The organism is Streptomyces sp. NPDC046900 (genome assembly GCF_040644975.1).
Classification (GTDB): domain Bacteria; phylum Actinomycetota; class Actinomycetes; order Streptomycetales; family Streptomycetaceae; genus Streptomyces.
The window spans coordinates 26462-49763 of the sequence record NZ_JBEYXD010000065.1 but is presented as its reverse complement, the minus strand read 5'-3'; the positions used below and the strand labels follow the sequence as shown (position 1 = coordinate 49763).

26 protein-coding genes, 1 tRNA gene, 2 pseudogenes and 1 riboswitch are annotated in these 23302 nt (G+C 68.3%); of the genes and pseudogenes, 17 read left to right on the top strand and 12 right to left on the bottom strand.

Features of this window, described 5'->3' with window-relative positions:
• The first annotated feature begins 235 nt into the window (after nt 1-235).
• Entirely contained in the window at nt 236-1069 is an 834-nt protein-coding gene (locus ABZ904_RS37955; RefSeq protein ID WP_359404382.1) for a hypothetical protein, read from the top strand.
• A 211-nt stretch (nt 1070-1280) separates the two neighbouring features.
• Here the strand turns inward: ABZ904_RS37955 and ABZ904_RS37950 are convergent, their stop codons facing one another.
• A complete protein-coding gene (locus ABZ904_RS37950) occupies nt 1281-1490 on the bottom strand; it encodes a hypothetical protein (RefSeq protein ID WP_359404385.1) in 210 nt (69 codons plus the stop codon).
• A gap of 347 nt (nt 1491-1837) precedes the next feature.
• Between ABZ904_RS37950 and ABZ904_RS37945 the strand changes: the two genes are divergently transcribed.
• From ABZ904_RS37945 to ABZ904_RS37935, 3 genes are all read left to right on the top strand, one after another.
• Nucleotides 1838-2572, top strand: coding sequence for a TRIC cation channel family protein (locus ABZ904_RS37945; protein ID WP_361000584.1), 735 nt, complete (start codon nt 1838-1840; stop codon nt 2570-2572).
• Nucleotides 2569-3828, top strand: coding sequence for a M20 family metallopeptidase (locus ABZ904_RS37940; RefSeq protein WP_359404391.1), 1260 nt, complete (start codon nt 2569-2571; stop codon nt 3826-3828). Before ABZ904_RS37945 ends, ABZ904_RS37940 begins: the two co-directional genes overlap by 4 nt.
• Nucleotides 3829-4043: 215 nt before the next feature.
• Nucleotides 4044-4397 carry an antibiotic biosynthesis monooxygenase gene (locus tag ABZ904_RS37935; protein WP_359404394.1) on the top strand — a complete coding sequence of 118 codons (354 nt, stop codon included), beginning with the start codon at nt 4044-4046 and terminating at the stop codon, nt 4395-4397.
• 171 nt (nt 4398-4568) lie between these two features.
• Here the strand turns inward: ABZ904_RS37935 and ABZ904_RS37930 are convergent, their stop codons facing one another.
• Complete coding sequence (locus tag ABZ904_RS37930; RefSeq protein WP_361000581.1) at nt 4569-4736, bottom strand: hypothetical protein; 168 nt, start codon at nt 4734-4736, stop codon at nt 4569-4571.
• A gap of 226 nt (nt 4737-4962) precedes the next feature.
• A riboswitch (M-box (ykoK) riboswitch) is annotated at nt 4963-5137 on the top strand.
• Nucleotides 5138-5749: 612 nt separating this feature from the next.
• Between ABZ904_RS37930 and ABZ904_RS37925 the strand changes: the two genes are divergently transcribed.
• Entirely contained in the window at nt 5750-6565 is an 816-nt protein-coding gene (locus ABZ904_RS37925) for a 2OG-Fe(II) oxygenase family protein (RefSeq protein WP_361000578.1), read from the top strand.
• Nucleotides 6566-6975: 410 nt separating this feature from the next.
• Here ABZ904_RS37925 and ABZ904_RS37920 read toward each other — a convergent pair whose 3' ends face one another.
• Complete coding sequence (locus tag ABZ904_RS37920) at nt 6976-7119, bottom strand: hypothetical protein (protein ID WP_359404403.1); 144 nt, start codon at nt 7117-7119, stop codon at nt 6976-6978.
• Nucleotides 7120-7322: 203 nt separating this feature from the next.
• Here ABZ904_RS37920 and ABZ904_RS37915 point away from each other — a divergent pair, with 203 nt between their 5' ends.
• Both ABZ904_RS37915 and ABZ904_RS37910 read left to right on the top strand, forming a co-directional pair.
• Entirely contained in the window at nt 7323-8066 is a 744-nt protein-coding gene (locus ABZ904_RS37915) for a hypothetical protein (RefSeq protein WP_361828706.1), read from the top strand.
• Nucleotides 8067-8182: 116 nt separating this feature from the next.
• On the top strand, nt 8183-8623 hold the full coding sequence (locus tag ABZ904_RS37910) for a VOC family protein (protein WP_361000572.1): 441 nt from the start codon (nt 8183-8185) through the stop codon (nt 8621-8623).
• On the opposite strand, the gene ABZ904_RS37905 is transcribed toward ABZ904_RS37910, so the two are convergent.
• Entirely contained in the window at nt 8592-8939 is a 348-nt protein-coding gene (locus ABZ904_RS37905) for a DUF4265 domain-containing protein (protein WP_361000598.1), read from the bottom strand. The two genes, ABZ904_RS37910 and ABZ904_RS37905, sit on opposite strands and share 32 nt — an antisense overlap.
• Nucleotides 8940-9398: 459 nt before the next feature.
• Between ABZ904_RS37905 and ABZ904_RS37900 the strand changes: the two genes are divergently transcribed.
• On the top strand, nt 9399-10091 hold the full coding sequence (locus tag ABZ904_RS37900) for a class I SAM-dependent methyltransferase (protein WP_359404415.1): 693 nt from the start codon (nt 9399-9401) through the stop codon (nt 10089-10091).
• A 148-nt stretch (nt 10092-10239) separates the two neighbouring features.
• Here ABZ904_RS37900 and ABZ904_RS37895 read toward each other — a convergent pair.
• Together ABZ904_RS37895 and ABZ904_RS37890 are read right to left on the bottom strand one after the other, a co-directional pair.
• Nucleotides 10240-10443 (bottom strand): annotated as a pseudogene (locus ABZ904_RS37895) (arsenic resistance protein); the annotation flags it as partial.
• A gap of 136 nt (nt 10444-10579) precedes the next feature.
• Complete coding sequence (locus ABZ904_RS37890; protein ID WP_361000569.1) at nt 10580-10894, bottom strand: hypothetical protein; 315 nt, start codon at nt 10892-10894, stop codon at nt 10580-10582.
• A gap of 110 nt (nt 10895-11004) precedes the next feature.
• Here ABZ904_RS37890 and ABZ904_RS37885 point away from each other — a divergent pair, with 110 nt between their 5' ends.
• From ABZ904_RS37885 to ABZ904_RS37870, 4 genes and pseudogenes are all read left to right on the top strand, one after another.
• Nucleotides 11005-12546, top strand: a complete 1542-nt coding sequence (locus tag ABZ904_RS37885; RefSeq protein WP_361000567.1) for a polymorphic toxin-type HINT domain-containing protein — start codon at nt 11005-11007, stop codon at nt 12544-12546.
• 30 nt (nt 12547-12576) lie between these two features.
• Nucleotides 12577-12912 (top strand): RNase A-like domain-containing protein, encoded by a 336-nt coding sequence (locus ABZ904_RS37880; protein WP_361000596.1) that lies wholly within the window; start codon nt 12577-12579, stop codon nt 12910-12912.
• Between the two features lie 14 nt (nt 12913-12926).
• Nucleotides 12927-13529: a hypothetical protein gene (locus ABZ904_RS37875; protein ID WP_361828703.1), complete on the top strand. Its 603-nt coding sequence runs from the start codon at nt 12927-12929 to the stop codon at nt 13527-13529.
• A gap of 165 nt (nt 13530-13694) precedes the next feature.
• Nucleotides 13695-13922: pseudogene (locus ABZ904_RS37870) on the top strand (HNH endonuclease); the annotation flags it as partial.
• A gap of 546 nt (nt 13923-14468) precedes the next feature.
• Here ABZ904_RS37870 and ABZ904_RS37865 read toward each other — a convergent pair.
• Entirely contained in the window at nt 14469-14861 is a 393-nt protein-coding gene (locus ABZ904_RS37865) for a hypothetical protein (protein WP_361000562.1), read from the bottom strand.
• Nucleotides 14862-15049: 188 nt separating this feature from the next.
• Here ABZ904_RS37865 and ABZ904_RS37860 point away from each other — a divergent pair, with 188 nt between their 5' ends.
• On the top strand, nt 15050-15568 hold the full coding sequence (locus ABZ904_RS37860) for a YfbM family protein (RefSeq protein WP_361000559.1): 519 nt from the start codon (nt 15050-15052) through the stop codon (nt 15566-15568).
• Between the two features lie 219 nt (nt 15569-15787).
• Here ABZ904_RS37860 and ABZ904_RS37855 read toward each other — a convergent pair whose 3' ends face one another.
• From ABZ904_RS37855 to ABZ904_RS37845, 3 genes are read right to left on the bottom strand one after another with little or no spacing between them, the layout of a single operon-like run.
• Entirely contained in the window at nt 15788-16252 is a 465-nt protein-coding gene (locus tag ABZ904_RS37855; RefSeq protein WP_359404436.1) for a hypothetical protein, read from the bottom strand.
• A gap of 3 nt (nt 16253-16255) precedes the next feature.
• Nucleotides 16256-17146, bottom strand: coding sequence for an ABC transporter permease (locus tag ABZ904_RS37850; protein WP_359404439.1), 891 nt, complete (start codon nt 17144-17146; stop codon nt 16256-16258).
• A complete protein-coding gene (locus ABZ904_RS37845; protein ID WP_361828699.1) occupies nt 17143-18105 on the bottom strand; it encodes an ABC transporter ATP-binding protein in 963 nt (320 codons plus the stop codon). The genes ABZ904_RS37850 and ABZ904_RS37845 overlap by 4 nt, the downstream gene beginning before the upstream one ends.
• 187 nt (nt 18106-18292) lie before the next feature.
• On the opposite strand from ABZ904_RS37845, the gene ABZ904_RS37840 reads away from it, so the two are divergent.
• From ABZ904_RS37840 to ABZ904_RS37825, 4 genes are all read left to right on the top strand, one after another.
• Nucleotides 18293-18964, top strand: coding sequence for a response regulator transcription factor (locus ABZ904_RS37840; protein ID WP_361000552.1), 672 nt, complete (start codon nt 18293-18295; stop codon nt 18962-18964).
• Complete coding sequence (locus ABZ904_RS37835; RefSeq protein WP_359404448.1) at nt 18961-20334, top strand: HAMP domain-containing sensor histidine kinase; 1374 nt, start codon at nt 18961-18963, stop codon at nt 20332-20334. The genes ABZ904_RS37840 and ABZ904_RS37835 overlap by 4 nt, the downstream gene beginning before the upstream one ends.
• A gap of 250 nt (nt 20335-20584) precedes the next feature.
• The gene (locus ABZ904_RS37830; protein WP_361000548.1) at nt 20585-21529 is read left to right on the top strand and encodes an undecaprenyl-diphosphate phosphatase; all 945 of its coding nucleotides are present in this window, start codon (nt 20585-20587) and stop codon (nt 21527-21529) included.
• Nucleotides 21530-21588: 59 nt separating this feature from the next.
• On the top strand, nt 21589-21762 hold the full coding sequence (locus ABZ904_RS37825) for a hypothetical protein (protein ID WP_359404454.1): 174 nt from the start codon (nt 21589-21591) through the stop codon (nt 21760-21762).
• Nucleotides 21763-21958: 196 nt separating this feature from the next.
• Here the strand turns inward: ABZ904_RS37825 and ABZ904_RS37820 are convergent.
• Nucleotides 21959-22045: transfer RNA gene (locus ABZ904_RS37820), tRNA-Phe, on the bottom strand.
• Nucleotides 22046-22282: 237 nt separating this feature from the next.
• Nucleotides 22283-23221 carry a L,D-transpeptidase gene (locus ABZ904_RS37815; protein WP_361000593.1) on the bottom strand — a complete coding sequence of 313 codons (939 nt, stop codon included), beginning with the start codon at nt 23219-23221 and terminating at the stop codon, nt 22283-22285.
• Between the last annotated feature and the right edge of the window lie 81 nt (nt 23222-23302).

Here is a 23302-nt window from a genome sequence, read left to right as displayed (position 1 = left end):
TCGCCGACCGTGGTGCACAAGATTTTGATGACCCAGAACCAGATCGTGACCTCGGGGACCTTGTTCAGCATCCCCCGAGAGGGCGTCCGAAGACTGTCGGGCGTCGTTGTGGTCGTCATGTAGCCCCTCACGTGCAACGGGTGGCAGCACAGAGGGGGTGACCCGCCCGTCTGCGCAACGGTAACTGTCTACAAGTGTGTAGACAAACGCCGTGACGGATCCGTAGGCTTGCCGGGTGACTTCGATTGCTCGTCATGCCCGTTCGGGCAGCACTGCCGCAGGCGCCTTCCGAGGCGCGGTTCGCGTCCCCGGAATCGTCGCCGCCTTCTGGATCGCAAAGGGGTTGTCGACGGCGCTGGGGGAGGGGGCCTCGGACTACCTCGTCCAGGTCATGCTGCCGCAGCTCGCCGTGGTGCTCGGATTCGTCGCCTTCCTCGTCGCGCTTGCGGTCCAGTTCCGACAGGGTCGCTACCGGGCGTGGTCGTACTGGTTCGCCGTCGCCATGGTCGGCATCTTCGGGACGATGGCCGCTGACGTGATGCACGTGGCCCTCGGCGTGCCCTACACCGTCTCCAGCGTGCTGTACGCGGTGCTGCTGCTGGCCGTGTTCTGGCTGTGGCGTCGCACCGAGGGCACTCTGTCGATCCACAGCATCGACTCCCCGCGCCGTGAGGCGTTCTACTGGGCGACCGTGGTCGCCACCTTCGCCATGGGCACAGCACTGGGCGACTTCACCGCCTTCACCCTGCACCTGGGCTACTTCACCTCCGCAGCCGTGTTCGCGGGGCTGATCCTCATCCCGGCGGTGGGGTACCGCTGGCTGCGCTGGAACCCTGTGTTCTGCTTCTGGGCCGCCTACGTGATCACCCGTCCGCTCGGCGCGTCGATCGCCGACGGCCTCGGAAAGCCCCGCTCCGTCGGAGGTCTCGGACTCGGCGACGGGCCGGTGGCTCTGGTCCTGCTTGCCCTGATCGTGGTGATGGTCGGCTACCTGGCGGTGACCAAGGCGGACGTCCAGGGCGAGCACGAGCCCGCCGCCGCACCGGAATCGGCCCCCGCGCGCGTGTAGCGGCAGGTGGAGGGAGCGATGGTCTGCGCCGGTGGCAGCGGTGGAGTCCCCGTGGCCGAGTCAGGCCATCGCTCGACGTGCGCGCCCCTCGATGCGAGCCAAGGGCGCGAGGGTCGCTGAGGTCTGCCCGGCCGGCCGGCTGGTCGTCCGAGGTCCGTGACGGTCGGCTGCCGGCGCGGTGGTTGCTGTGCTGCGCTGCTGTACGGAGCGCCTACCCGGGCCGGTGGCGGTTCCGCCACTGGCGCACCCTCATGACCACCGCCACGGCGACCATGAGCGCGGCCACCCTCACGGCGGAGTCGGCGAGGTCCTCCGGGCCTCCGAGGATGCGGGCCAGACCCCATCCGGCAAGTGACAGCGTCGGCCAGACGATGAGCACGGTGGCTGCGAGTCGACGCCGGAGCGGTGTGATGTCGGCCATGAGCTGAGGTTACTGGTTGATCCGTTGATAGGGCCGTACGGTTGTACGACTCGGAGGGTCAGATGGCGACCGGGCCTCTTCGTCCCGTACGAACTTCGCCGAGCGCCTGCTTCGGGGGTCTCCTCGGCAGCCTGGCCTGGCCTGGCCTGGCACCGGTGGCGGGGTCGGCGCTCTTGTCGAAGGCATCGGCGTCGGCCTTGACGGCACCCTGGAGGCACTGTCAGGGGCCGACCCACACCCTTGACCGGAGCGCCCGTGCATCAGACTGGGCCCTTCCTGGCTCCGTCGCCTGCCCGTAGAGGTGCGCGGGCAGGCTACGAAGGCGGGACCGTGAGTAGGCTCGCCCTATGTCCAATGTGTCCGTGATGTCGTCTTCGGTCTCTGCCGGGATTGACATTGCGACGCGCTACCTGGACCTTGCCGGCGTCTTCTCGTGCGCCCTGCTGGGTGGCGCTGTGGCCCGTGCGGCCGGCCTGGACCTGTTCGGGTTCTTGGTGGTCGGCATCGTCTCCGGCCTGGGCGGAGGCCTGATGCGGGACGTGCTGCTGCAGCACGGCACCCCGGTCGCCCTGACCGACTATGCCTACCTGCTGACCTCCTTCGCCGGTACCGTGATCGCTTTCCTCATCCAGGTCAGTGAACAGTCCTGGTCCCGACTGTTCAGCGCGCTGGATGCCGCGGTGATCGGGTTCTGGGCGGTCGCGGGCGCCAACAAGACGCTGGCGGTCGGCCTGGGCTGGCTTCCGGCGGTCCTGCTGGGCACCCTTACCGCCGTCGGCGGTGGCGCCCTGCGCGACGTCATCCTCGGTCGAAGGCCGGCCGTTCTCGGTGGCAACGGCCTGTACGCCACCGTGGCCCTGGTGGTCGCAGCGGTCACGGTGCTCTGCTGGTACCTCGGCATCCCTGAGGTCGGTATCGGCCTGGGCATCGCCTTGGCCTTCGTCTTCCGGCTCACCGCCGTGCACTACGGCTGGAACCTTCCCAGTGGTCTGGCCTGGCAGCCGCACGCCAAGCTGGCCTCGCTGATGCGACGCCGCTCCCGCCGCGGGAGAAGGTCGCGCTCAGGCAAGGAGTCTTCATGACCGACCATGCCCACACTGTGCTGGCCGGCCTGGACGGCATCCGCTCCTACCTCGAGGACTTTTACAAGGACCTGCACAGACACCCCGAACTCGGGCTACGGGAGCACCGCACCGCACAGAAGGCGTCCGACACCCTGCGGGACTTCGGCTACGAGGTCACCGACGGCATCGGCGGCACCGGCGTGATCGGAATTCTGGCCAACGGCGAGGGCCCGACCGTCATGGTCCGCGCCGACATGGACGCCCTCCCGGTGCGTGAGCAGACCGGCCTGCCCTACGCCTCCACGACGGTCACCGTGACCGCCGACGGCGGCGCGGAGCAGCCTGTGATGCACGCCTGCGGGCACGATGTGCACGTGACCTGTCTGATCGGCTGCGCACGGCTGATGGCTCAGGCCAAGGATGCCTGGCGGGGCACCTTCGTGGCTCTCTTCCAGCCCTCGGAGGAGAACGGCGACGGTGCCGACATCATGATCAATGATGGTCTGACGTCCAGGTCGCCCCGACCCGACGTGGTACTCGCCCAACACGTCCTGCCGTATCCGGCCGGCTATGTCGGCATCCGCTCCGGGCCGTTCCTGTCGGCAGCGGACAGCCTGCGCATCACGGTCCACGGCCGGGGCGCACACGGCTCGATGCCTCAGGCCGCAGTGGACCCCGTGGTGATGGCCGCGATGATCGTCGTGCGCCTGCAGACCATCGTCTCCCGGGAACTGGCCGCCACCACCCCCGCCGTCGTCACCGTGGGCAGCATCCACGCCGGAACCGACCCCAACATCATCCCCGACAGCGCGGTCATCCAGCTCAACGTCCGCACTTACGACCACGCCTCGCGCACCAAGGTCCTCCACGCGATCGAACGGATCGTCAAGGCCGAGTGCGAGGCGTCCCGGTCACCGAAGGCACCTGTGATCGAAAAGACCGTCGCCTTCCCACCGACGGTCAACGACGAGGCCCCGACCCGGCGCGTCGCCGAAGCATTCACGGCCCACTTCGGCGACGACGCACACACCATCGACCTGCAGACCGCCAGCGAGGACATGAGCGAGATCCCCAAAGCGTTCGACGCGCCATTCACCTACTGGGGCATCGGCGGCATCGACCCCGACCTGTACGCCCAGGCGGCCAAGAACGGCACGATCGCGCGGGACATCCCGGTCAACCACAGCCCCACCTTTGCCCCGGTCATCCAGCCGACCCTGGACACCGGCGTCAGCGCCCTGACCGTCGCGGCACTCGCCTGGCTCGGCACGTGACGGGGACGTCCCAGCGATCGGCCGCTGATGCCGCATCAGCCGACGTTCGCCCTGGTTCTCCGACCCTCGCGCCGTTCTGTGAGCCGGCAGGCTCGTGGCCGTTTCCGGGAGCTGGCGGAGACCTCGGACAGCTTTGGTCAAGAGCCCGATCCCTCATGTATCCCGTTCGGGAAAGATGCTGGATCGTCGGGCTCATCCCGCCTTACGGTGGCGCCATGAGCAATCACTCGGAAGCGCCTGTCGCGCCCGTCGAGGCCTTTGAACCCCCCTACTACGTGGCTGTCTTCACCACGGTGCGAACCCAGGACCAGAGCGGCTACAGCGAGACCAACGCACGCATGGAAGACCTGGTGAAGGACGTCCCTGGGTTCCTGGGGATGGACCACGCGCAGACTCCTGGCGGGCTGGGCATCACGGTCGGGTACTTCCGCGACGCCGACGCCCTCACGGAGTGGCGGACCAACGCCGAGCACCGCGCGGCGCAGAAGCGCGGGCAAACCGAGTGGTACGAGAGCTACACGCTGCATGTGGCGAAAGTGGAGCGGAGCCACGGGTTCACGCGAGCGTAGGCCCCTCGGCGCCCGATGGCAGACTGACCAACCGAAGTCACCTCAGCGACCGTCCCGCGAGTAGCCCACGGTCGCCAGGAAGTGCTTCCAGCCGACCAGCCGACACCGCTCCTACCAGCGGCGATGACTTTTCGAGAGGCGCCGGATCCCGGGCTCTGCGGTCCAGGAGGGCTACTCGGAGTAGTCCATGGCGATGTGGCAGTGCACAGCCGCCAGGCGGTTGTGCTCCTCGGTGCCGGACTCCGAGTCGTGGGAGTGGCGCTCGCCGTTTTCCGACTCGGGAGCGTGAGGGGCGTCCTCGCTCTGATGTGTGACCGTGGTGGACTCTGATGCTGTCATCGCCGATCGCTTCCTCTCCTGGGCACGGGGCGGGGGAAGCCGTCCCCGCACTGTTCGAGTACACCCCCGCATCCGCTGCTGACGCCGGCCTTGACACGAGAATGATGGAATCCCGCTTGTCTTTGACGACACCCATACGCGCAGGTCACTGGCCGTGGGGTGCCATCGGTGCACAGTGGATTCCGTAGTTGACAGGGCGCTTCGAGCCTGCGCCATACTGTCCGGCGCGACACCTCGTTCGGTGAGGCGTCTGCGCGGCTACAACCCACTGACCCGACGACGTCGAGGGTCGCCCGGGTTCAGGACAGGTCCCCCCGGATCAAGGGGTGGCCGTGGCTTCCCGCCCAGGACGGGTGGGGACACGCCGCGCAGTGCTGAAACTCCTACGTGGAGGGTGTCGGCCAAGTGTGGCCGTGGTCCGGGAAGGACTTCGTGCTGCCCTGGGGTGGGCGGCGATGCCGTCGTCCGCGTGGACGAGCGCACCGAGGTGCGCGGTCACGAGAGGAGGCAGTCGGGATGTGTCCCGGCAGTAGTCCGAGTACCCGACCCGCTCTCGCTCAGGCTGTCTCCCGCACCTGAGCCCGTAGCGGTGCTGTAAATCCAACTTCACTGTGGCAGAGCCCAGTTGTGTTCTGTTCGGAGTCCTTCCTGCGAGCGGCAACTCAACGAGCCTGGCCTGTCTGTCCGCGTGCCTTCGCCAGTGTCGTCTCCCTGCCGTCACGGGTTGTCCTTCCATGTGCGCGCGGGCGCCGTATCGCGAACGCCGACCCGCCCCGGTCGCCGAACCCGACGCGCACTGCACCGGGCGTGCCCTCACCCCTGCCCGTGACGCCGTGCGGGGTTGCCGGTGCCTTCGTCGCCATGGCCCGCCGTGCGAGTGCTCGCCGGCTTGCCGCCGTGACGGCACGGACGTGTCGCGATCCGCAGGCCTCGGCCGTCGGTGGCTGCCCCAGTGACGTTCCGTCGATTCCCCGATGCCCGCTCAGGCACCCAGAGACAGATAGAGAAGCACCATGCTCACCACTGCCACGCAAGCTGCCGGCGATCTGCTGCGCGACGGCTACGCCCGAATCACCCTCCGCGACGGCGGAGAACCCCTGTTGCACCGAGTACTCGGCGAGAGCCGGCAGTTCTTCGGCCGACCGGTCGTCGAGAAGGAGCGTTACGCCGCCGCGGACTTCAACTTCGGCTACCGCCCGCTGGGCCGCGAGTTCTCGGTCAGCGCGGAGCGCCCGGACCTCAACGACTGCTTCACCCTCTGGCACGACCGGCTCGACCTGATCCCGAACTCCGCCGGGATAGCGGAGCTGACCGAGGCACTGCTGGCCTGGCGTGCGTACCTGGCCGCGTTCGTCGCGGACACCGTCGGCGAGGTGGCCGCACAACTCGGCGGTCACAAGGCGCTGCCGTTCGAGGCGGCCTCCTACATGCAGCTCAACAACTACGCGACGGCGGACTCCGACCGCGACCTGCTGCAGGACAAGCACGAGGACGGCCACCTGGTCACGGTGATTCACACCACCGCACCCGGCCTGGAACTGTGGCTGAACGGCGAGGCCTGCCCGATGCAGACCGCGGCCGACGAGGTGCTCCTGATGCCGGGCTCGGTCTTCGCCGACCTGACCGGCGGCCGGATCCCGGCGCTCTACCACCAGGTGCGCAACCTGCACATGACCAACCGCACCGCGCTGATGTACTTCGTCAACCCGGAGCTCGCCGAGCCGATCTACGCCTGGACCACCGAGCCGGACACGACACCGGTGGACCTGCGCGAGAAGATCCGCAGCAACCCCTCGATGTTCGGACTCCCGGACGTCCCGGCCCTCTGACCGCTCCCCACGCACCGCTTCGGCCGCCGCGCAGACCCGGCGGCCGAAGGAAGCCGGCGGATGGTGAGCCTGCGCTGGTCGGACGTGGACATGAACAACCGGGTGCCGTTCCGATGCCCGCCCTGTGCATCGCACCGCTGCGCCGGCACCCCTGGCGCGCACGGGCGTCGCCCGGTCGGAGGACGGCTATGTCTTCGTGACGAGGAACAGCAGCCCGGTTGGCCGTCAAAGGCCCCGGACCGTGATCGGTCCAGGGCCTTTTGGCTGGTGCCCCCGGCAGGATTCAGGCCCGAGCCGACAGCGTCCGCATGGAACAGTGACGACGACGCCGACTACGTCAGGCGAGCGCCTACAGCCAGCCCCGGCGAGCGGCCTGCAGCCCCGCCTGGAAGCGGGTCTGCGCTCCGAGTTCAACCATGAGGTCGCGGACGCGGCGCGTAGTGGCCGACGTCGACGATGTCGAGCCTGCTGTTGGGCAGGTGCCGGTGCAGGTACTCGGCGTTCTCAACCGGCACCACGTGGTCGTCTCGGCCGCCGATGACCTGCACAGGCACGCAGGACCTGGCACGCGTCTGACACGACCTCTTCGTCCCGAACGAACTTCGCTGCGCGCTTGACCTTGCGCTGGTATGTCCCTCACCTGCTGCGGCGGCGGTCCGCAGGCGTCCGCGGTTGTTCGCCGCTGTTCGTCGGCGTTGTCGCGCAGTTGGACACTCATCCCAGGAGGCAGGTAGTGAGGTGTCAGGATGGTGCCGTGGTGATCCCTGGATATGAGGACGACCCTCTTGCGGTCAGTGAGGAATGGCTCGGCCTTCCCGGTTTCTGGCCCGCGCACCTGTTGTGGCTTGCCGAAGGGGAGGACGTGGATCCTGAGCCCGGATGGTTCGGTGTCGACGGCGCGGACACCGAGGAGGCCTACGGGACTCTCACTGACCCGGCTGCCTGGCCGGTCCTCCGGCTGCCCTTGCAGCGCGGACACACGATTCTGATCCTCTATCGCAACTTCCCCGAGGACTGCGGGGTCGACTACTACTTGACCCACCCCAGTTGGGACCGACCACGGTCGCTCGGCAGCATCGAGGGCCACTTCGCCGGCCCCGGTCTCGCCTGGCGCGAACTGGTCCACATCGCTCAGAATCCAGGTACGGGCCCCGGGGTCACCGCCTCGCGCGCTCGCCTGCTTCTCCTATTGCCCGTTCTCGGCGACGAGGCACTACCCCCGGATGCCGTCGAAGTCGTCGAGAGTGCCCTGGACGCCATTGGCGCTCCGCCGCAGACACGCACGGTTCTCGCGGAGGCGTTGCTGGACCACCCTTTCTGGGGAGCTCCTCCCTGGTACTTCCATGAGCCTGACGCTTCCCCTCTCAGCGGTGGGAATGCAACTCCCCGCCCCAGTCGAGTTCTGCGCTGCATGGGCAACTGGAGTCCGCGTATGGGGGGCTTCGGCCTCTCGCTTGATCAGGACATCTGCCTTGCAGAGGCCTTGGGCACTGTCAGCTGATCGCAACAGATTTTTCGGAGTTCGGCGGTCTGGGGATGTCGAGAACGTGCCACTGGCTCCGTCCCAGGGACATCAGCGGCCACCACCGACCGCACCAGGAAGAAGGAGAGACCAGCATGGCGATTCAGCGGATGGACAACGTCGGCATCGTCGTCGAGGACATGGAGGCCGCCATCGCGTTCTTCCTGGAACTCGGTATGGAGCTGGAGGGCAGGGCGGAGGTCGAGGGCCTCTTCGCCGACCAGTGCACCGGACTCGACGGCGTCCGCTGTGACATCGCGATGGTCCGGACCCCGGACGGGCACGGCCGGCTCGAGCTGGCGAAGTACCGCAGCCCCGCGGTGATCAGCGCCGGACCGCGCAACCGGCCGCACAACATTCTGGGCACGCACCGCGTCATGTTCGCCGTCGACGACATCGAGGGCACCGTTGCCCGCCTGCGCCCTCACGGCGCCGAACTCGTCGGCGAGATCGCCCGGTTCGAGGACAGCTGTCTGCTCTGCTACCTCCGCGGCCCGGAGGGCATCATCGTCGGACTGGCCGAGCAACTGCACTGAGAAGGAGGAACCGAACCATGCAGCCGAACGGAAGCCATGAGACGGACCTGGGAGAGAGGTGGCTCGCCACCTCCGAAGTCGTGCCGAACCGCTCTCTGCCCTCGCCGTCGACGCCGAGTACCTGAAACGCGTTGATCACGCTCTGCCGCGCAGCTCCTGAGCCGCCGTCACGGAACACGATGGGGCGGATGGTGCAGTTCTCCGAACGCCGAGCCACCCCGCCGGCCCATCGCACGCCTTCCTCGTCGGGCTCCGTGGCCACGATGTCCCCGCAGGCGATGCCTCGGACGAACCAGGGGATTTTGTCGAGCTGCACAGTGCCGTCACCCTGGTCGATGACCCACAGGCTTTCCACCGAGGCCGGGGCCAGTCGGCCTCTATCTCAAGCCGGAAGTGCACCTTCACGTACGCGCCGCCGGGATGCCTCATGCCGCCAGGATGCACGCATCAAGCGGGCCGCCTGGAGGGGCCCTCTTTCGATGGCGACCTCTTCGTCCCGAACGAACTTCGCTGGGCGCTGGACCTCGGGCCGGCATGTCTCTCACTTGCCCCGATGGTCCGCAGCCGTCCGTGCTTGTTCGCCGGTGTGTGTCGGCGTCGTCACGCAGTTGGACACTCAGGCCAGTCCGGCTCCAGCGCATTGAGTCCCGGCCGGTCGCTTGCAGGCGTCGTTCTCCCGGAGGACGGACCCCCCGGGGCTGCTTCCCGCGGTAGGTGCCACGAGGAAACCGGCGGGGTAGGGGAACGGGCGTCTGGCCCGGCCCGTTGGACAGGCATGGGGCTCAGTAGGCGAGCGGGACATCAGGGGACCGGGCCCGGGGTGATCACCCCGGACGGCTGCGCGGTCGAGCTGTACTCGCGGCTGCCGGTCGGGGCCGAGCCGGACATTGTCGCCGCGGCCGTGCCGGCGGGTGCGCACGTCCTGGAGCTGGGCTGTGGCGTGGGGCGCGTGACCCACCCGCTCCTGGAGCTGGGTTTTACGGTCACCGCCGTGGACGAGTCCCCAGAGATGCTCAGCCGAGTCCGCGGGGCGCGCACGATATGCAGCCCGATCGAGGACCTTGACCTGGGCCAGACATTCGACGTGGTGATGCTCGCGTCGTTCCTTGTGCACGCCGGAGACGCTGAAGTGCGGCGGGCGCTGCTGCGCACCTGCGTCCGGCATCTCGCGACGGGCGGCTGCGTGCTGATCCAGCGAGAGGGTGAGGACTGGCATACGAACCTGCCGCGTGAGCGTGTCGAGCCCAGCGGGTTCACGGTGCGGATCGTGTCGGCCGAGCCATCCGGCGATGGGGTGGACTCCATATATGCGGAGTACGAGTTCCCTGATGCCACATGGACACAAACGTTCCTGTCCCGGCCGCTGACGAAGAAGCAGTTCGAGGGGGCGCTCGCGGAGGTGGGCCTGAAGGTGGACAAGTACCTGACGGAGGACCGGACATGGGCGCGGGTGGGTTTCGCGGCCTAGAAGAGGCCGCGGCCGTTTTCGTCGATGGCGCGCGCGTGGCGCAGATGTGGGGAGTTGGCGTCGGGGGCGAACACTTCGCAGGTCAGGGCTTGGTGGTGGATCAGACGCAGTCCGATCGGGCCGGTGCTGTGGCGGACGGCGTTGGTGCCAGGGCAGCGGTGAGGAACCGGCCGTCGCGTAGGGACCGGAACAACTCGGCGGCGGGCACGTGGAGGAAGGTGACGAACAGCAGAGCGGACAGCACGGGGCTAATAGCGTGCTCAAGCCCGGGGCCGGCACTCGGGGCCAGCCAGCCCAGCAGACCCCCGGCGGCCATCGCCGCAAGGTAGATCGCGACCTGGTGGTGTTCCATCCGCTCGACCAGGCCCTGCGGTCCCTGCTCAGGCACCCCGTCCGCTCCCTACTACTACGTAGCGGCCCGCCCTCGTGACAGCCGCTCGTCCATCTCACAGGTCATCTTGTGCCCCAGGCATGGGGCGTGCGCTGAGTCAATCCGTCGGCGTGTTGTCTTCGTCCGGCTGGCCAAGACTGGGCATGCCGAGATCGACGCGCACCGGAGGCGTGCGGCAGGCTGCTGAACGGCGGCGCCTGCGTACGACCAGAATCCCGGCCACGGCGGCCACGGCCAGTACGGCGAGGGCGGGCACCCACGGGGCACCAATCGCGGAGGCGGCACCGACGCTGCCGAGCACGGCGAGGATCGGCCCCGCACAGCAGACCGCGCACGCAGCAACTGCGGCCACCCCGGCGCCGAGCACGCCCCAAAAGACGGCCAAGGCGGAGAAAGAGAAGGCAGCCGCCAAGCAGGCCGAGGCCGCCCAGCACCGCAAGAACGCCGAGTCCGAGGCGACCAAGGCCAAGGACGCCAAGGACAAGGCCGAGGCCGCGGAGAAGACCGCCGAGAGCAAGCGCGATGACGCGGTTACGGCGAAGGACCACGCCAAGTCCATGCGGGACGACGTGTGGGACGCCGAGCAGAAGGCCGACGCGGCCCGCCGCCAAGGCCGACGCCAAGACCGCCTACGCCGACTCCCTGGACTCCGGGGACACCATCGAATACGACAAGCAGGCGACCGAAGACGCGGCAGCCGCCGACAAGGCAGCCGTCACCGCCGAGGGCTACCTCAAGGACGCCCGCGACTCCGCCGACTCTGCCGAACTCGACGCCGAAGCAGTCCGCTCAGCCGCCGCCCAGGCCGAACAGGACGCCAAGGACGCCCGAGCGGCAGCCGACCGCGCTGACGCCGTGGCCACCGAAGCCGAACAAGCCGCCAAGGATGCCGCCACTTACGCCAAGGAAGCCCAGGAAGCGGCTGACAGAGCCGAGAAGGCGGCAAAGGCCGAGCAGATCGACACCGGCACCGTCCCCGACGGCAACGGCGGCTCGATCGGCAACGTGTTCTACGTCATCGACCACATCGAGAAGGTCGGCGACCCGGAAGCCGTCAACAAGACGGACGGCTGCGACGGCTGGATCGACAAGCTCTTCTACAAGGGCGACTGCACCATCACCGAGAAGATCCGGTACGTGGCGGTCCTCGACCTGTACCTGTGCACCGCGCAGGATCTGGACCCGCAGAAGTTCGCCTGCCCCTCCAAGGCCACGGACTACATTGGCCAGATCCGGACCAAGGAACTGTCCCAGACGGTCACGCACACCATCACGATCGAGGAGTACCAGAGCAACATCGACCCGGTCGACATCCTCTTCGGCAACTGGATCAAGTGCGCCCAGAAGCTCACCCCCGGCGGAGAGAGTGGAAGCTGGGGCGGATGCGCCTCGGCGGCCGTGGACGTGGCCTCCCTGTTCGCGGGAAAGGCCATCCGGCCCATCGCGGACGCGCTGCGCGCCGTGGACGCCGCGTTCGCCACCGGCATCGGTGTCCGGGGCGCCCTCAAGGCGCTCAAGGCGATCGAGGGCCTCGACGCGGCGGCGGTCGCCGCGATCGAGAGGGAGGTGGAGATCTACGAAGAGGTTGTGACCGCCTGTCGGGTCAACAGCTTCCCCGGCACCACCGAAGTGGTCCTGGCCGACGGCAGCCGCAAGGCGCTGCGAGACGTGCGGACCGGCGAACTGCTTCTGACCTCCGACCCGGAGACCGGACGCACGCAGGGCGAGCCCGTCACCCGTACCTTCCGGCACGGCGCCGACGACCTGGTCGAGGTGACGTTGACCGACGACGGGCGCCTCACCAGCACCCCCGGACACCGGATCTTCGTGTCCGGCCGCGGCTGGACCCTGGCCGTCGCCCTTCGCCCCGGGGACGCCCTGCGTACGCCGGGCGGCGTGCGCATCGTGGCAGCGGTGACCGACCGGCACGAGGCGACGCCGCAAACGGTGTACGACCTGACCGTCTCCGGCCTGCACACCTTCTACGCCGTGGCGGGTGACAGCCCGGTCCTGGTCCACAACTGCAACGACCTCGTGGCCGACGGCCAGAAGTTCTCCGGGTAGGCCCACACACTCGACGAGCACACGGCCGGGATCGTCAGCGCGGAGAGGGCCAAGGAACTGGCCATCGCGAAGACGGCGCAGTACGGGCGCACCACGCCCAACAGCCTGTTCGTCGACCAGCAGACCGCCCAGCAGGTCGTCGACTACGCACTGGCCAACAACGCGAACCGGATCAAGACCTGGCTCTCGAAGACCAGGGACCCGGACCTGGACTTCGAGGGCTTCTTCGGGGCGAAGAACTCGCTCGGCAAGGTCTACTACCCGGACGGGTCTATGAAGGTGGCGGGCAACGGGTACTACATCAAGCTCGTGCGCGCCAAGGGGCACAAGGCCGGCTTTTACGTGCAGACGTGTTACCCGAAGTGAGAAGGTGAGGCACGATGCCACGCTTTACGCTGTTCGACTTCGGTGTGTCGAGGGTCATGGCTTCCTTCCATCAGGACTGGATCCACGACGGGGCCACGGCTGCCGACGTCGTCGCCAAACACCTCGCGGAGTCGGTCGATGAGGGGGCACTGGCCGTGCGCCGTGACGCACGGGTTCTCGGCGGCCTTCCCTCCCCGACGCTGGAGGTGCTGTGGGACGCCGGGGCGCAGTACATGCCGGGCTTCGAACGTCTGGGAGGCGGAGCCGAGTGGACGCGCACGGTCGTCGGCCTGTGTGACGCCCGGCTGTCGGCGAACGCGGATGTATACGCGCTCACGGGGGCGGACGCCGAGGACGGCACCGCCTGCCTTGACGCGGTCGTCGCCGAGATCGAGGGCGCCTGGTTCCTCACGGGTGAAGTGCGGTCGACACTCACCGACTGCGCGCGCCACTGCACCCCGGACGTGGCGTTCCGGGTGCTGCTGAGGGCTATCAGATGCGCCCCCGAAGCCTCGCTGTCCTCCGAGCAGTACACAAGGCTGGAGGCCATCGGATCGGCCCTGCGGTACGGCGAGTTCGTCGTCGACAGTGTCAGGTACCTGGTCCAGGAGACCTGACGGCAGGAGGCATGCGCCGGCCTCGGACGCCGGTCGTTCCCGCGCGTCAGGAACGCGTAGCGCGGGTGCGCCGGACCGACGCCGGACCCGGGGCGGGCGGAGAACGAATCCGCCCGCCCCGGGGCATGCCCCGGCCCGGGCGCCGCTTCCCTCCCGCGCCAACCGGTGCGGGCGCCGGGGCAGACGGTGACCCTGCCCGTCCACGACGCCCTGGCCGCGCTCCCCGTACGGGAGGAGAACCGCACCGGCTACGAACGCACGAAGTTCAAGCACGGGACCGACGCCGACCACGGCGGCTGCAACACCCGCGCCGAAGTCCTCAAAGACGAAGCCGTCACCGCCCCTGAGCAGGGCCCGAACTGCACCCCGACCGGAGGCGAGGGGTACTCCCCTACGACGACCGCCTCCATGGGAATCCGTGGTTGTCCACCGCTGTGCGCGGGCGTTGTCACGCAGTTAGACACTCATCCCGCAGCTCCTGAGGGGCCGGTAACTGCCCCAGAGATCTGGCGCGCCAACTCCTCAACGACCTGGGGCACGACGCGTTCGGCGCCCTCGTCTCGCAGTGCTTCGGCCAATGCCTGATGGACCGCTGCGAACGGCTGTCCCGCATGTGAGGCGCGGGTCCGGCTGACCGCCCGCTCGATCTTTGCGAGGTGGGCTGCCACGATCGGCATTGCCTTGTCGTACTCGCTGGGGTCCACGGCCATGGGCCAAGCCGATCAGCGCCCACCGATCGAGTCAAGGCCGGCACCGAGCCATCAGCTTGGGAAGCTGCGAGCGTTTATCGGCAGTTCAGGCGCTTGTCTGGGCGAACGTCCTGTCCGTGGCCTCGTTGGGCTGGGCAGCTTTCACCGTGATTCCCCGGCGTCCCCCGCTCGACCTGGTGCGGTTGTGGTGCGGCTATATCCCAACGCAACGGGCAAAGCCGCCGCAGGTTTAGCGGATGAGTCCGTGGATCGCCGCCACGATGTTGAACACTGCCGGCAGGACGAAGATGCTCCCGAAGACTATCCACGCGCACCCGGCGGTTCGGTGTCCGCGGCTCAGAGGCGGCGGTGGGACCAGCCGATCGGCGATTCTGACCGTCTTGTCAGGGACGATCAAGCTCCGCCCCGTGCGGCGCTGCCTGCGCCCCATCCACATGAAGACGACTGCGGCCGCTGCCGTGAAGACCGCCAGTTGGAGATGCTCACCCGGCGAGTCGGCGCCGGCGAGCGTCACGGTTATGTACGACACATCATCCCCCCAAAGGATCACGATGTGTGGATCACTACACGACGACTGGACCATGTCAAGCCCGTTGAGTGCTTTGGGCTTTCCTACCCGCACGCTTTCCAACTGTGGTGGTGGGGTGGTGGGGTGTGCAGGGGCGTTCACCTGGGTTTGTGGGCGGCTCGCGACCAGGTGGGAACCGGCACGGCGGTTCAGATGAACACTGCTGAACGGGGCTGAATGAGACGGAAACTGAGACGGTCTGCCCGCCCACCGCTGTCAGAGGCCTCGTCTAGTCTCCGGCCATGAGCATGATCGGTGAGTACCTGCGCGTTACGGCTGCTGAGCTCGACCGGGCGATTCAGGACCCTGACTGGGCGCTGGATTTCGCCGAAGAGGTCCAGGACGCCGAGGAGGAGTCAGAACCTGCGCCGACAGAAGCGCGTCATTTCAGCACGTCCAAGACCTGGGACATGCTGGGTTTCCTCTTGACGCGTGCCGACTTCCCGGTGGACGTCATCCATGGTGAGGAGTTGTTTGCCGAGGATGAGGACTGGGGTTACGGGCCGCCGAGGTACCTGCGCTCGGAGCGGGTGCGTCTTGCAGCGCGGGCGCTGCGTGCCACCACGTATGACCAGCTCGTGAGCGGCGTGAATCCGGCCGACCTGACCAAGGCAGATGTGTATCCCCTGGCTGGGGCGTATCCCCTCGGATGGGCTGAGCCTGGAGCGCTTGAGTGGGGGCGTCACTGGTACGACGGCCTGACGCAGTTCTTCCAGGCTGCCGCGGCGGCGGATGACGCCATGCTCGTGTGGCTCGACTGATCGCCTCTGCCTGTCGGCGACCACGAGGACGGCGTGGGCTGAGTCAAACAGGTCCGCGATCTTGAAACCGTCGTGGCCAAAGCCACCGTGGGTTCAAATCCCACACCCACCGCGCACGTGAACGGCCCCTGAGCAAGCATCGGGCGCGTGGGGCAGCCCCACGCGCCTGACTGGGTTACAACTTTTTCTGCTGGTTCAAGGCGCCCGCTCCGCTGCGCGCTACGGGTGGTCCGGGTCGAGTGTGCCGTCGAACTCGAACACCGGGTTGGGGACGTCCTTCCCGGACTTCTTGTCGGTGATGGTCGCCATGCCGATGAGCTTGGAGGGCCCACCGGCGACGTAGGTGGAGTCGGCCCTGATATGCAGTTCGAACTTCCCGGTCTGCACGTGGTGGGCGTCGTCGTGGAAGGTGACCATGCAGATCCAGTCGGTTCCAGAGCCGACATCGGCGACCTTTGGGCCGCCGCGGTCACAGTCTGCTGAGGCGTCGATTCCAGCGACGGTGATGCCGGGGATCCCGAGGATGGCTGCCTGCTGGACGTACAGGTTCGCAAACGTCGGGGCCAGTGCTCGCTCCACGCGCGCCTTGGTGACGTCGGGCGTGCTGAAGGCGGTGGACACGGCCACGGCGGCGATCGCCGCAGCGACGATCAGACCACGGGTGACAAGGCGGGTGCGGATCACGGTTCAGCCTCCGGTGATGTCGCGGCGGCGCAGCGAGATGTAGGCGCCCGCCAGACAGATGGCGGTCCAGGCGGCGCTGACCGCCAGTCCGAATGTGAGCGGGCCGTAGAAGGGGTGCTCGGCGAGCAGTCCGTGCCACGAATCCATCGGTGTGGTCAGCAGGAACCGGCGAGTGAGGTCGATGCCGCCGAGGGTGCCGATCAGCTGCATGACCAGTCCGAGGGCGACCGGCACGGCGACTCCCGCAGCGGGGTTGCGCGTCTTGACCGACAACAGGATGGCCAGGGCGGTGAACCCGATCTGCGGCGCCAGGGCAGTTGCCCAGGAGGCGATGACCAGCGGAAGTGCCGTGCCGGAGGGAATGAGCTGGCCTCCGAGCCCGACCAGGGGCTGTGTGCCGATGATCAGCAGGCTGGAGCCGATGGTGCTCGCTTCCAGAACGGCCAGCGAGACGACGGTGAACAGGGTCGCGGTGAGCGTCTTCGCCCAAAAGATCTGGCTGCGGGTGACCGACCGGGTCAGGATGGTCTTCCAGGTGCCGTGCTGGTCCTCGTTGGCGAAGATGTCGCCGGCCACGAGGGCTGCCAGCATCGGGAAGATCCACTGAGAGCCGAAGGCGAGGATGAACAGCGGCGCTGCGTATCCGCTGGTGTGGATCTGCCGACCGTAGATCGTGTCGCTGGGCGACTGCTGCTGTCCGTTGAAAACGAGCACGATGGCGATCGGCGCGATGAGGCAGACGAGCAGCGCGTAGCGGCTGCGGGCCTGTGCGACGAGCTTGGCGACCTCCCAACGCAGGACGGTCCCGGTGCCGGGGCGCCGGGTGGTGCGCCCAGGCGCTGCGGAAGCGGTCGTGGTCGGAGTGCGGGGAACCCCGGTGGTGGTCGTGGTCATCGGTGCGCTCCGCTGGTCACTGGGGTGTCGATCTCGGGGGTGGGTGCATCTGGCGTGGGCTCGGTGAGCATGAAGAACAGCGATTCCAGGGGCGTCTTGTCGAGACCCAGTCCGCGCAGGGCGATGCCGGCTCCGACGATGTCGGTGATCAGAGCGTCGATGTCCCCGTGCGATCCGTGGACGGCGAGGCCGTCGCCGGTGTGACCGACCTCGAGTCCGCGCGCGCGGACGAGTTTCTCGGTGGCGGCGTCGTCAGTGGTGGTAATGCGATGGGCCTGCGCGGGGGCCTGCTCGCGTAGGGCGGCGATCGACCCGTGGTACGCGACCGTCCCGGTGCGCATGATCGTGACGTCGTCGCAGATCTGCTCGACTTCGCCCATGTCATGGCTGCTGAGCAGCACCGTCAGGCCACTCGAGGCGAGGCGTTTGACCAGGGCGCGCATGTCACGGATGCCGGCCGGGTCCAGCCCGTTGGCGGGTTCGTCGAAGATGAGGAGTCTCGGGTCGCGCACCAGGGACGCGGCGACGCCCAAGCGCTGGCGCATGCCGAAGGAGTAGCCGCCCACCTTGTCGCGCTGCCGGTCGGTGAGATCGACGATGTCGAGGACTTCGTCGATACGGTCGGGTGCGACCCCACCGTCGAATCCGGCGAGGAGTTGCAGGTTCCGCCGGCCGCTGAGGCCGGGATAGAACTTCGGGCTCTCGATGAAGCCGGCCACTCCCTCGAGCACTGCGACACCATGCTTGTCCCACGAGCGGCCGAAGACTTCCAAGGTGCCGCTGTCTGGGCGGATGAGTCCGAACAGCATCCGCAGGAACGTCGTCTTGCCTGCGCCGTTGGGGCCGAGAAGACCGTAGACCTCGCCTTCGGCAACCTTGATGGAGATCCGGTCCAGCGCAGTCAATGTGCCGTATGTCTTGGTGAGGTCGGCGGCATTGACCGCCAGCACTTCGCTCATGAGCGCGAACCATAAGGACGGCGCATGAAGCAACCATGAAGCCTGATGTCAGCGCTGATGGAAGGGGCTTACGGGGCCGTGATCACTCGCGCCGGAGCCGCTCCAGTCCAAAGTCGTTCCGCCGACCCAGACCATGGAGGTTTCCCAGTGACTGGGCCATAGCCGATGCCTGGCTAGTCTGCACGGTATGCACTGCCTGGTCGTCGACGACGAGACCCGCCTGACCGATCTGGTCGTCCGCTACCTGACCGAGTCCGGACACACCGCCGAGGGCCGCTATGACGGCCCCTCCGGGCTGGCCGCCGCTCGCGACCCCCGGCTGGACGCCGTACTGCTGGACGTGATGCTGCCCGGCATGGACGGCGTGGAGGTGTGCCGGGCACTGCGTGCCGAGGGCATCGACGTGCCCGTGATTCTGCTCACCGCGCGCGGTGCGATCAACGAGCGGGTGGCCGGGCTGGACGCCGGTGCTGACGACTACGTCGTGAAGCCGTTCGCCATGGAGGAACTGCTGGCCAGGTTGCGCGCGATATCCCGGCGCCGCCCCGATCCGGCCGGCCGGCTCCAGGTCGGCGACCTCGTTCTTGATCCCGAGCGGCAGCGCGCCTGGCGCGCGGACACCGAGTTGGAACTGTCGCGGCGGGAGTTCGCCGTGCTGCGTGTGCTGATGGAGAACGCCGGGTGCGTGGTGTCGCGGCTACGGCTGCTGGAGGAGGCGTGGGACGGCGAGGCGGACCTGCGCAGCAACGCCATTGACGTGCACGTCTCCAAGGTGCGCGCCAAGGTCGACCGGGCCTTCGACCGTACAACCATCACGACACTGCGGGGGCGCGGCTACCGGCTGGAGACGGCTCCATGACCCTGCCGGGCCGACTGCTCCCGCGCTTTGGGCGGCTGCCTGTGGTCACGCGTCTCGTGCTGGCCGTGGCCATCGCCATGTCGCTGGTCCTGACGGGCGCGGCGGCCTTCGTCTACTGGCGGGTCAAAACCGCCCTGGACCAGCAGCTGAACGACGATCTAACCACCTACCAGCGCAGCCTCGACCACGCCGTACGCGACCGAGCGCAGCTGCCGTCCGGCCCCAGGGGCAGTCTCCAGCAGGTCCTCGACGCGCACGGCCGGGTGCTGGACTCCAGCGCCGCCATCCGCCACCAGATCCTGCTCACTCCGGACGAAGTGGACTCCGTCGCGCGCGGAGCCACAGTCCGGCATGAGGTCGGCTCCCTGCTGCCGATCACCTCGGACACCCTGCGCCTGCAAGCCCATTACGTCATGGCCGGTGGCCAAAGGCGGATCGTGATCGCCGCCGTACGACGCGGCCACCGCGACGAAGCGCTGCGCGAACTCCTCGCCCAACTGGCCATCGCCTCCAGCCTGACCCTCATCGCTGCGTCCTACGTCGGCTACCGCACCGCCCGCGCCGCTCTGCGTCCTGTCGAGCGCTACCGCAGCGGTGCCGCCACCCTTGCCGACGGCACTCAGAACCTGCGCCTGGACGTGCCCGCCGACCGGGACGACGAGATCACCCGCCTCGGCCACACTCTCAACCACATGCTCGACCGCCTTCAGGCGTCTGCTGAGCGCGAGCGCCGGTTCGTCGCGGACGCCAGCCACGAACTGCGGACCCCGCTCACCCTGATGCGCGCCGAACTCGACTTCGCCCTGCACCGCCCCCGCTCCGCCGGAGAACTCACCGAGACCCTGCGCTCCGTGGACGCCGAAGTCCAGCGCCTGATCGACCTCTCCAACGCGCTGCTGGGCCTGGAGGAACTCGGTAGCACCGGCCACGTCACGCGCGCTCCCACGTCCCTCGCGAACCTCATCGACGCCGCCGTCACCCCGCATCGACGTACCGCCAAGCGGGCCGGGCGTGACCTGACGGTCGACTCCACCGACGTGGTCGTCGACGTCGACTCCCGGTGGCTGCGGCCGGCCGTCAGCAACCTCGTCGACAACGCACTGCGGCACGGGCACGGCAGCGTCCGCGTCGCAGCGACCGTCCACGAGGGCGTACTGAGTGTGTGCATCACGGACGAAGGCCCGGGCTTTCCGCCGGAGTTCCTGCCTAGGGCGTTCGACCGCTTCGCCCGCGCCGAGGCCAGCCGCACCAGTGACGGATCCGGCCTGGGACTGGCCTTCGTGCACGCGATGGCCACCGCTCACGGCGGCACCGCCCATGCCGACAACGTGGGGCATGGAGCGGCTGTCACCCTTCGCCTGCCCTGCTGACCAGCACGTGGCTCTTCCTTACTTCACTGCGCTCGGTGTCCGTGTTCGCGCAGGGGACCGACCTGCCGACCGTGAGCCCGGCACGTGTCGAGGATGCGGGTCCTCACCTGCAGGCTTGCGGCCCATCTCCTCATCTCCTACATTCGTGTAGAGCTTCTACACCAGTGTAAAAGTAGCCCCGCTCCGGGCGTGCGCCGCTCCCGGCGTCCTGTCGCCCGGCCCTCCCCCCGATGTTTGGCGAGGAGCCTTCGTGACCGAATTGTCCTATCTCCAGGCTGTCGTCATTGGAGCCCTGCAAGGCGGGACAGAGCTCTTCCCGGTCTCCAGCCTCGGCCATTCGGTGCTGGTGCCCGCCTGGATCGGCGGCTCCTGGCAGCACCTGGTCACCGAGAACGCCACCGGCAACTCGGAAGGCTCCCCGTATCTCGCCTTCATCGTCGCCCTGCACGTGGCGACGGCCGCGTCCCTGCTGTTCTTCTACCGCAAGGACTGGGCTCGCATCATTCGCGCCTTCATCACCACCGTGCGCACTCGCCAGGTCGCCACTTCCACGGAGCGCCTCGCCTGGCTGCTCGTCGTGGCCACCATTCCGGTGGGCATCACTGGACTGGCCCTCGAGCACACCTTCCGTACCCTGTTCGCCAAGCCGCTGGCAGCCGCGGTGTTCCTCACGGTCAACGGGCTGATCCTGCTGGTCGGTGAGCGGTTGCGGCGCCGCTCCGAGGCGCGGCAGGCGGGAGTCCCGGCTCGGGCGGTAAGCGCGGGCCCCGGGGCGGCGCTGGAAGCCGACGTCCGTGCAGGCGCGAGGAGCCGGAGTCTGGACGCCCTGAGCTATCGCGAGGCCGGCGTGATCGGCCTCTTCCAGACGCTGGCCCTGTTGGCCGGGATCAGCCGCTCGGGCATCACCATGGTCGGTGGTCTGCTGCGCGGCCTTGACCACGAGGACGCCGCCAAGTTCTCGTTCCTCCTGGCCACACCGGTGATTCTTGCAGCGGGCGTGCTCAAGCTGCCCAGCCTGGCGGGACCGGCGGGCGCACACATCCACGGCCAGGTGATCGTCGGCTTCTTCACCGCCGCGATCGCCGCGTACACCGCGGTGCGCTTCCTGTCCCGGTACTTCACCACCCGCACCCTCACCCCGTTCGCCGTCTACTGCCTGCTGGCCGGGGGCGCCAGCATCATCTGGTTCGCCTGACGAACCGGAGGCGCCACAACGGCGGCCATGTCCGTCACGGTTCGGACGGGCGCCGGGGCATGCTCCTGGACGCCGACGCGGTCCCGCGTAGCCTGCCGGCCGCCGGCATCGAGGTGGGTGAAGATGTCGACCCTCTGCCGGTCGTGGACCTCGCCAACGAGATCCTCACCCGCTGGGACCGCCCCTTGATCACTCGCACCACCCTGGAGGGCGGCCTCGACTCCGTGCCGTAGCCCAGGCTGACCCCGGGGCGGCGGGGGACGGCGTCAGCCGCGCACGGGCCACACCAGCCAGTGGCCTGTGCGCGGCAGTCCCTGCCCTTTCGCCGCTCACGCTGCGGGCCCGTAGTGGCACCCCTGTGGCACGACCCCTGAAACGCCGAAGGGCCGGCCCGGGGGGAAACCCCTCCTGAGCCGGCCCTTCTCTCTGTGCCCCGGCAGGATTCGAACCTGCGACACCCGCTTTAGGGGTTCATCCCCTCGCGCGTGCGAGCTGCCGCGTCCCTACTCCAGGGGCTCAAGGCAGTCCACCTGTTACCGCCAAGGTCCTTATGCGTACGGCTCTGTTGCTGTCATCTTCTGCCGTCAGGAGCCGCAAAGCACCGGCATCCCACCAATGACTGGAGCCAGTGCTCAGAAGATGCGGGCATAACCCGGTAGCCCGGCCCGGCCGACGCCGATCGCCGCCCCGGGCGGGCAGCGGGCCCTCCCGTAGAACGAGTGGCGACAGCGGGAACAGCGCCGCCGCAGCGCGTCACAGCGTCGCGGTCGTCTGCTCCCCGGACGCGCTGCCGGCGAGCCACTGGCCCCATCCCAGGTTGAAGTCGGCGTAGCCGTTGTCGGCCGGGGCCTTGGCACGGGGCGAGCCGGTGATGGTGACCGGGTCGCCCTGCTTGACCTGACCGTAGAACCACTTGGCGTCCGACATGGACAGATGGACGCAGCCGTGCGAGCCGCGGGCGCTGCCGCTACCCGGATTGGGGTCGCCGGTCGAGTAGTGCACATACGTGCCGGACTGGGTGAGGTGGACGTCCCAGGGGAGCGTCAGATCGTAGTAGTCGGGGCTGCCCTTGTCGCAGCTGATGCCAACGCTGCAGGAGGTCATGTGGACCTTCTCCTGCTTGTCGATGACGGCCATCGTGCCGTTCCACGTCGGATATTGGGCGCTGCCCGCATTGATGGACAGGGTTCGAACCGCCTTGCCGTTCCGGGTCACCTTCATGGTGTGGCCGGTCACCGAGACCTCCGCGCGCACGTCGTCGCCGATCTTGAAGGTGTGTGTGTAGCCGTGCACGCCGTGGCGTCCGTTGCCGTTGCTGACGCCCTTCAGGTCAGCGTCGATCTTCACTTGCGTGCCGGAGGGCCAGTATGTCTTCGGCCGCCAGTCGGCGCGCCTGTCGCCCATCCAGTGCCAGGCGCCGGCCACCGGCTGCGAGGCGCTCACCTTCATGTGCTTCTCGACCGTGGCCCGTGCCTTCGCTGCCACCGGGTTCGTGAAGACCACCGAGATCGGCATGGCCACTCCGACCGTGGTTCCCGTCTGCGGGGTGATCGTCTCCAGCAGCATCGGCGGGCCGGCGGGCTTCGTCGGTGACGGCGAGGCACTCGCGCTCGCCTTTCCCGACGCCTTTGCGTCGCCCCCGCTCGCCTTGTCACCGCCGCCCCCGCCGCAGCCACTGGCGCCCACCAGCATCGCGACCGTGACGAGTGCGATCCCTATGCCACCCCTGCGCCCTCCCACGACCTGCCCCGCTCTCTCGCTCCCCGGCCCGGA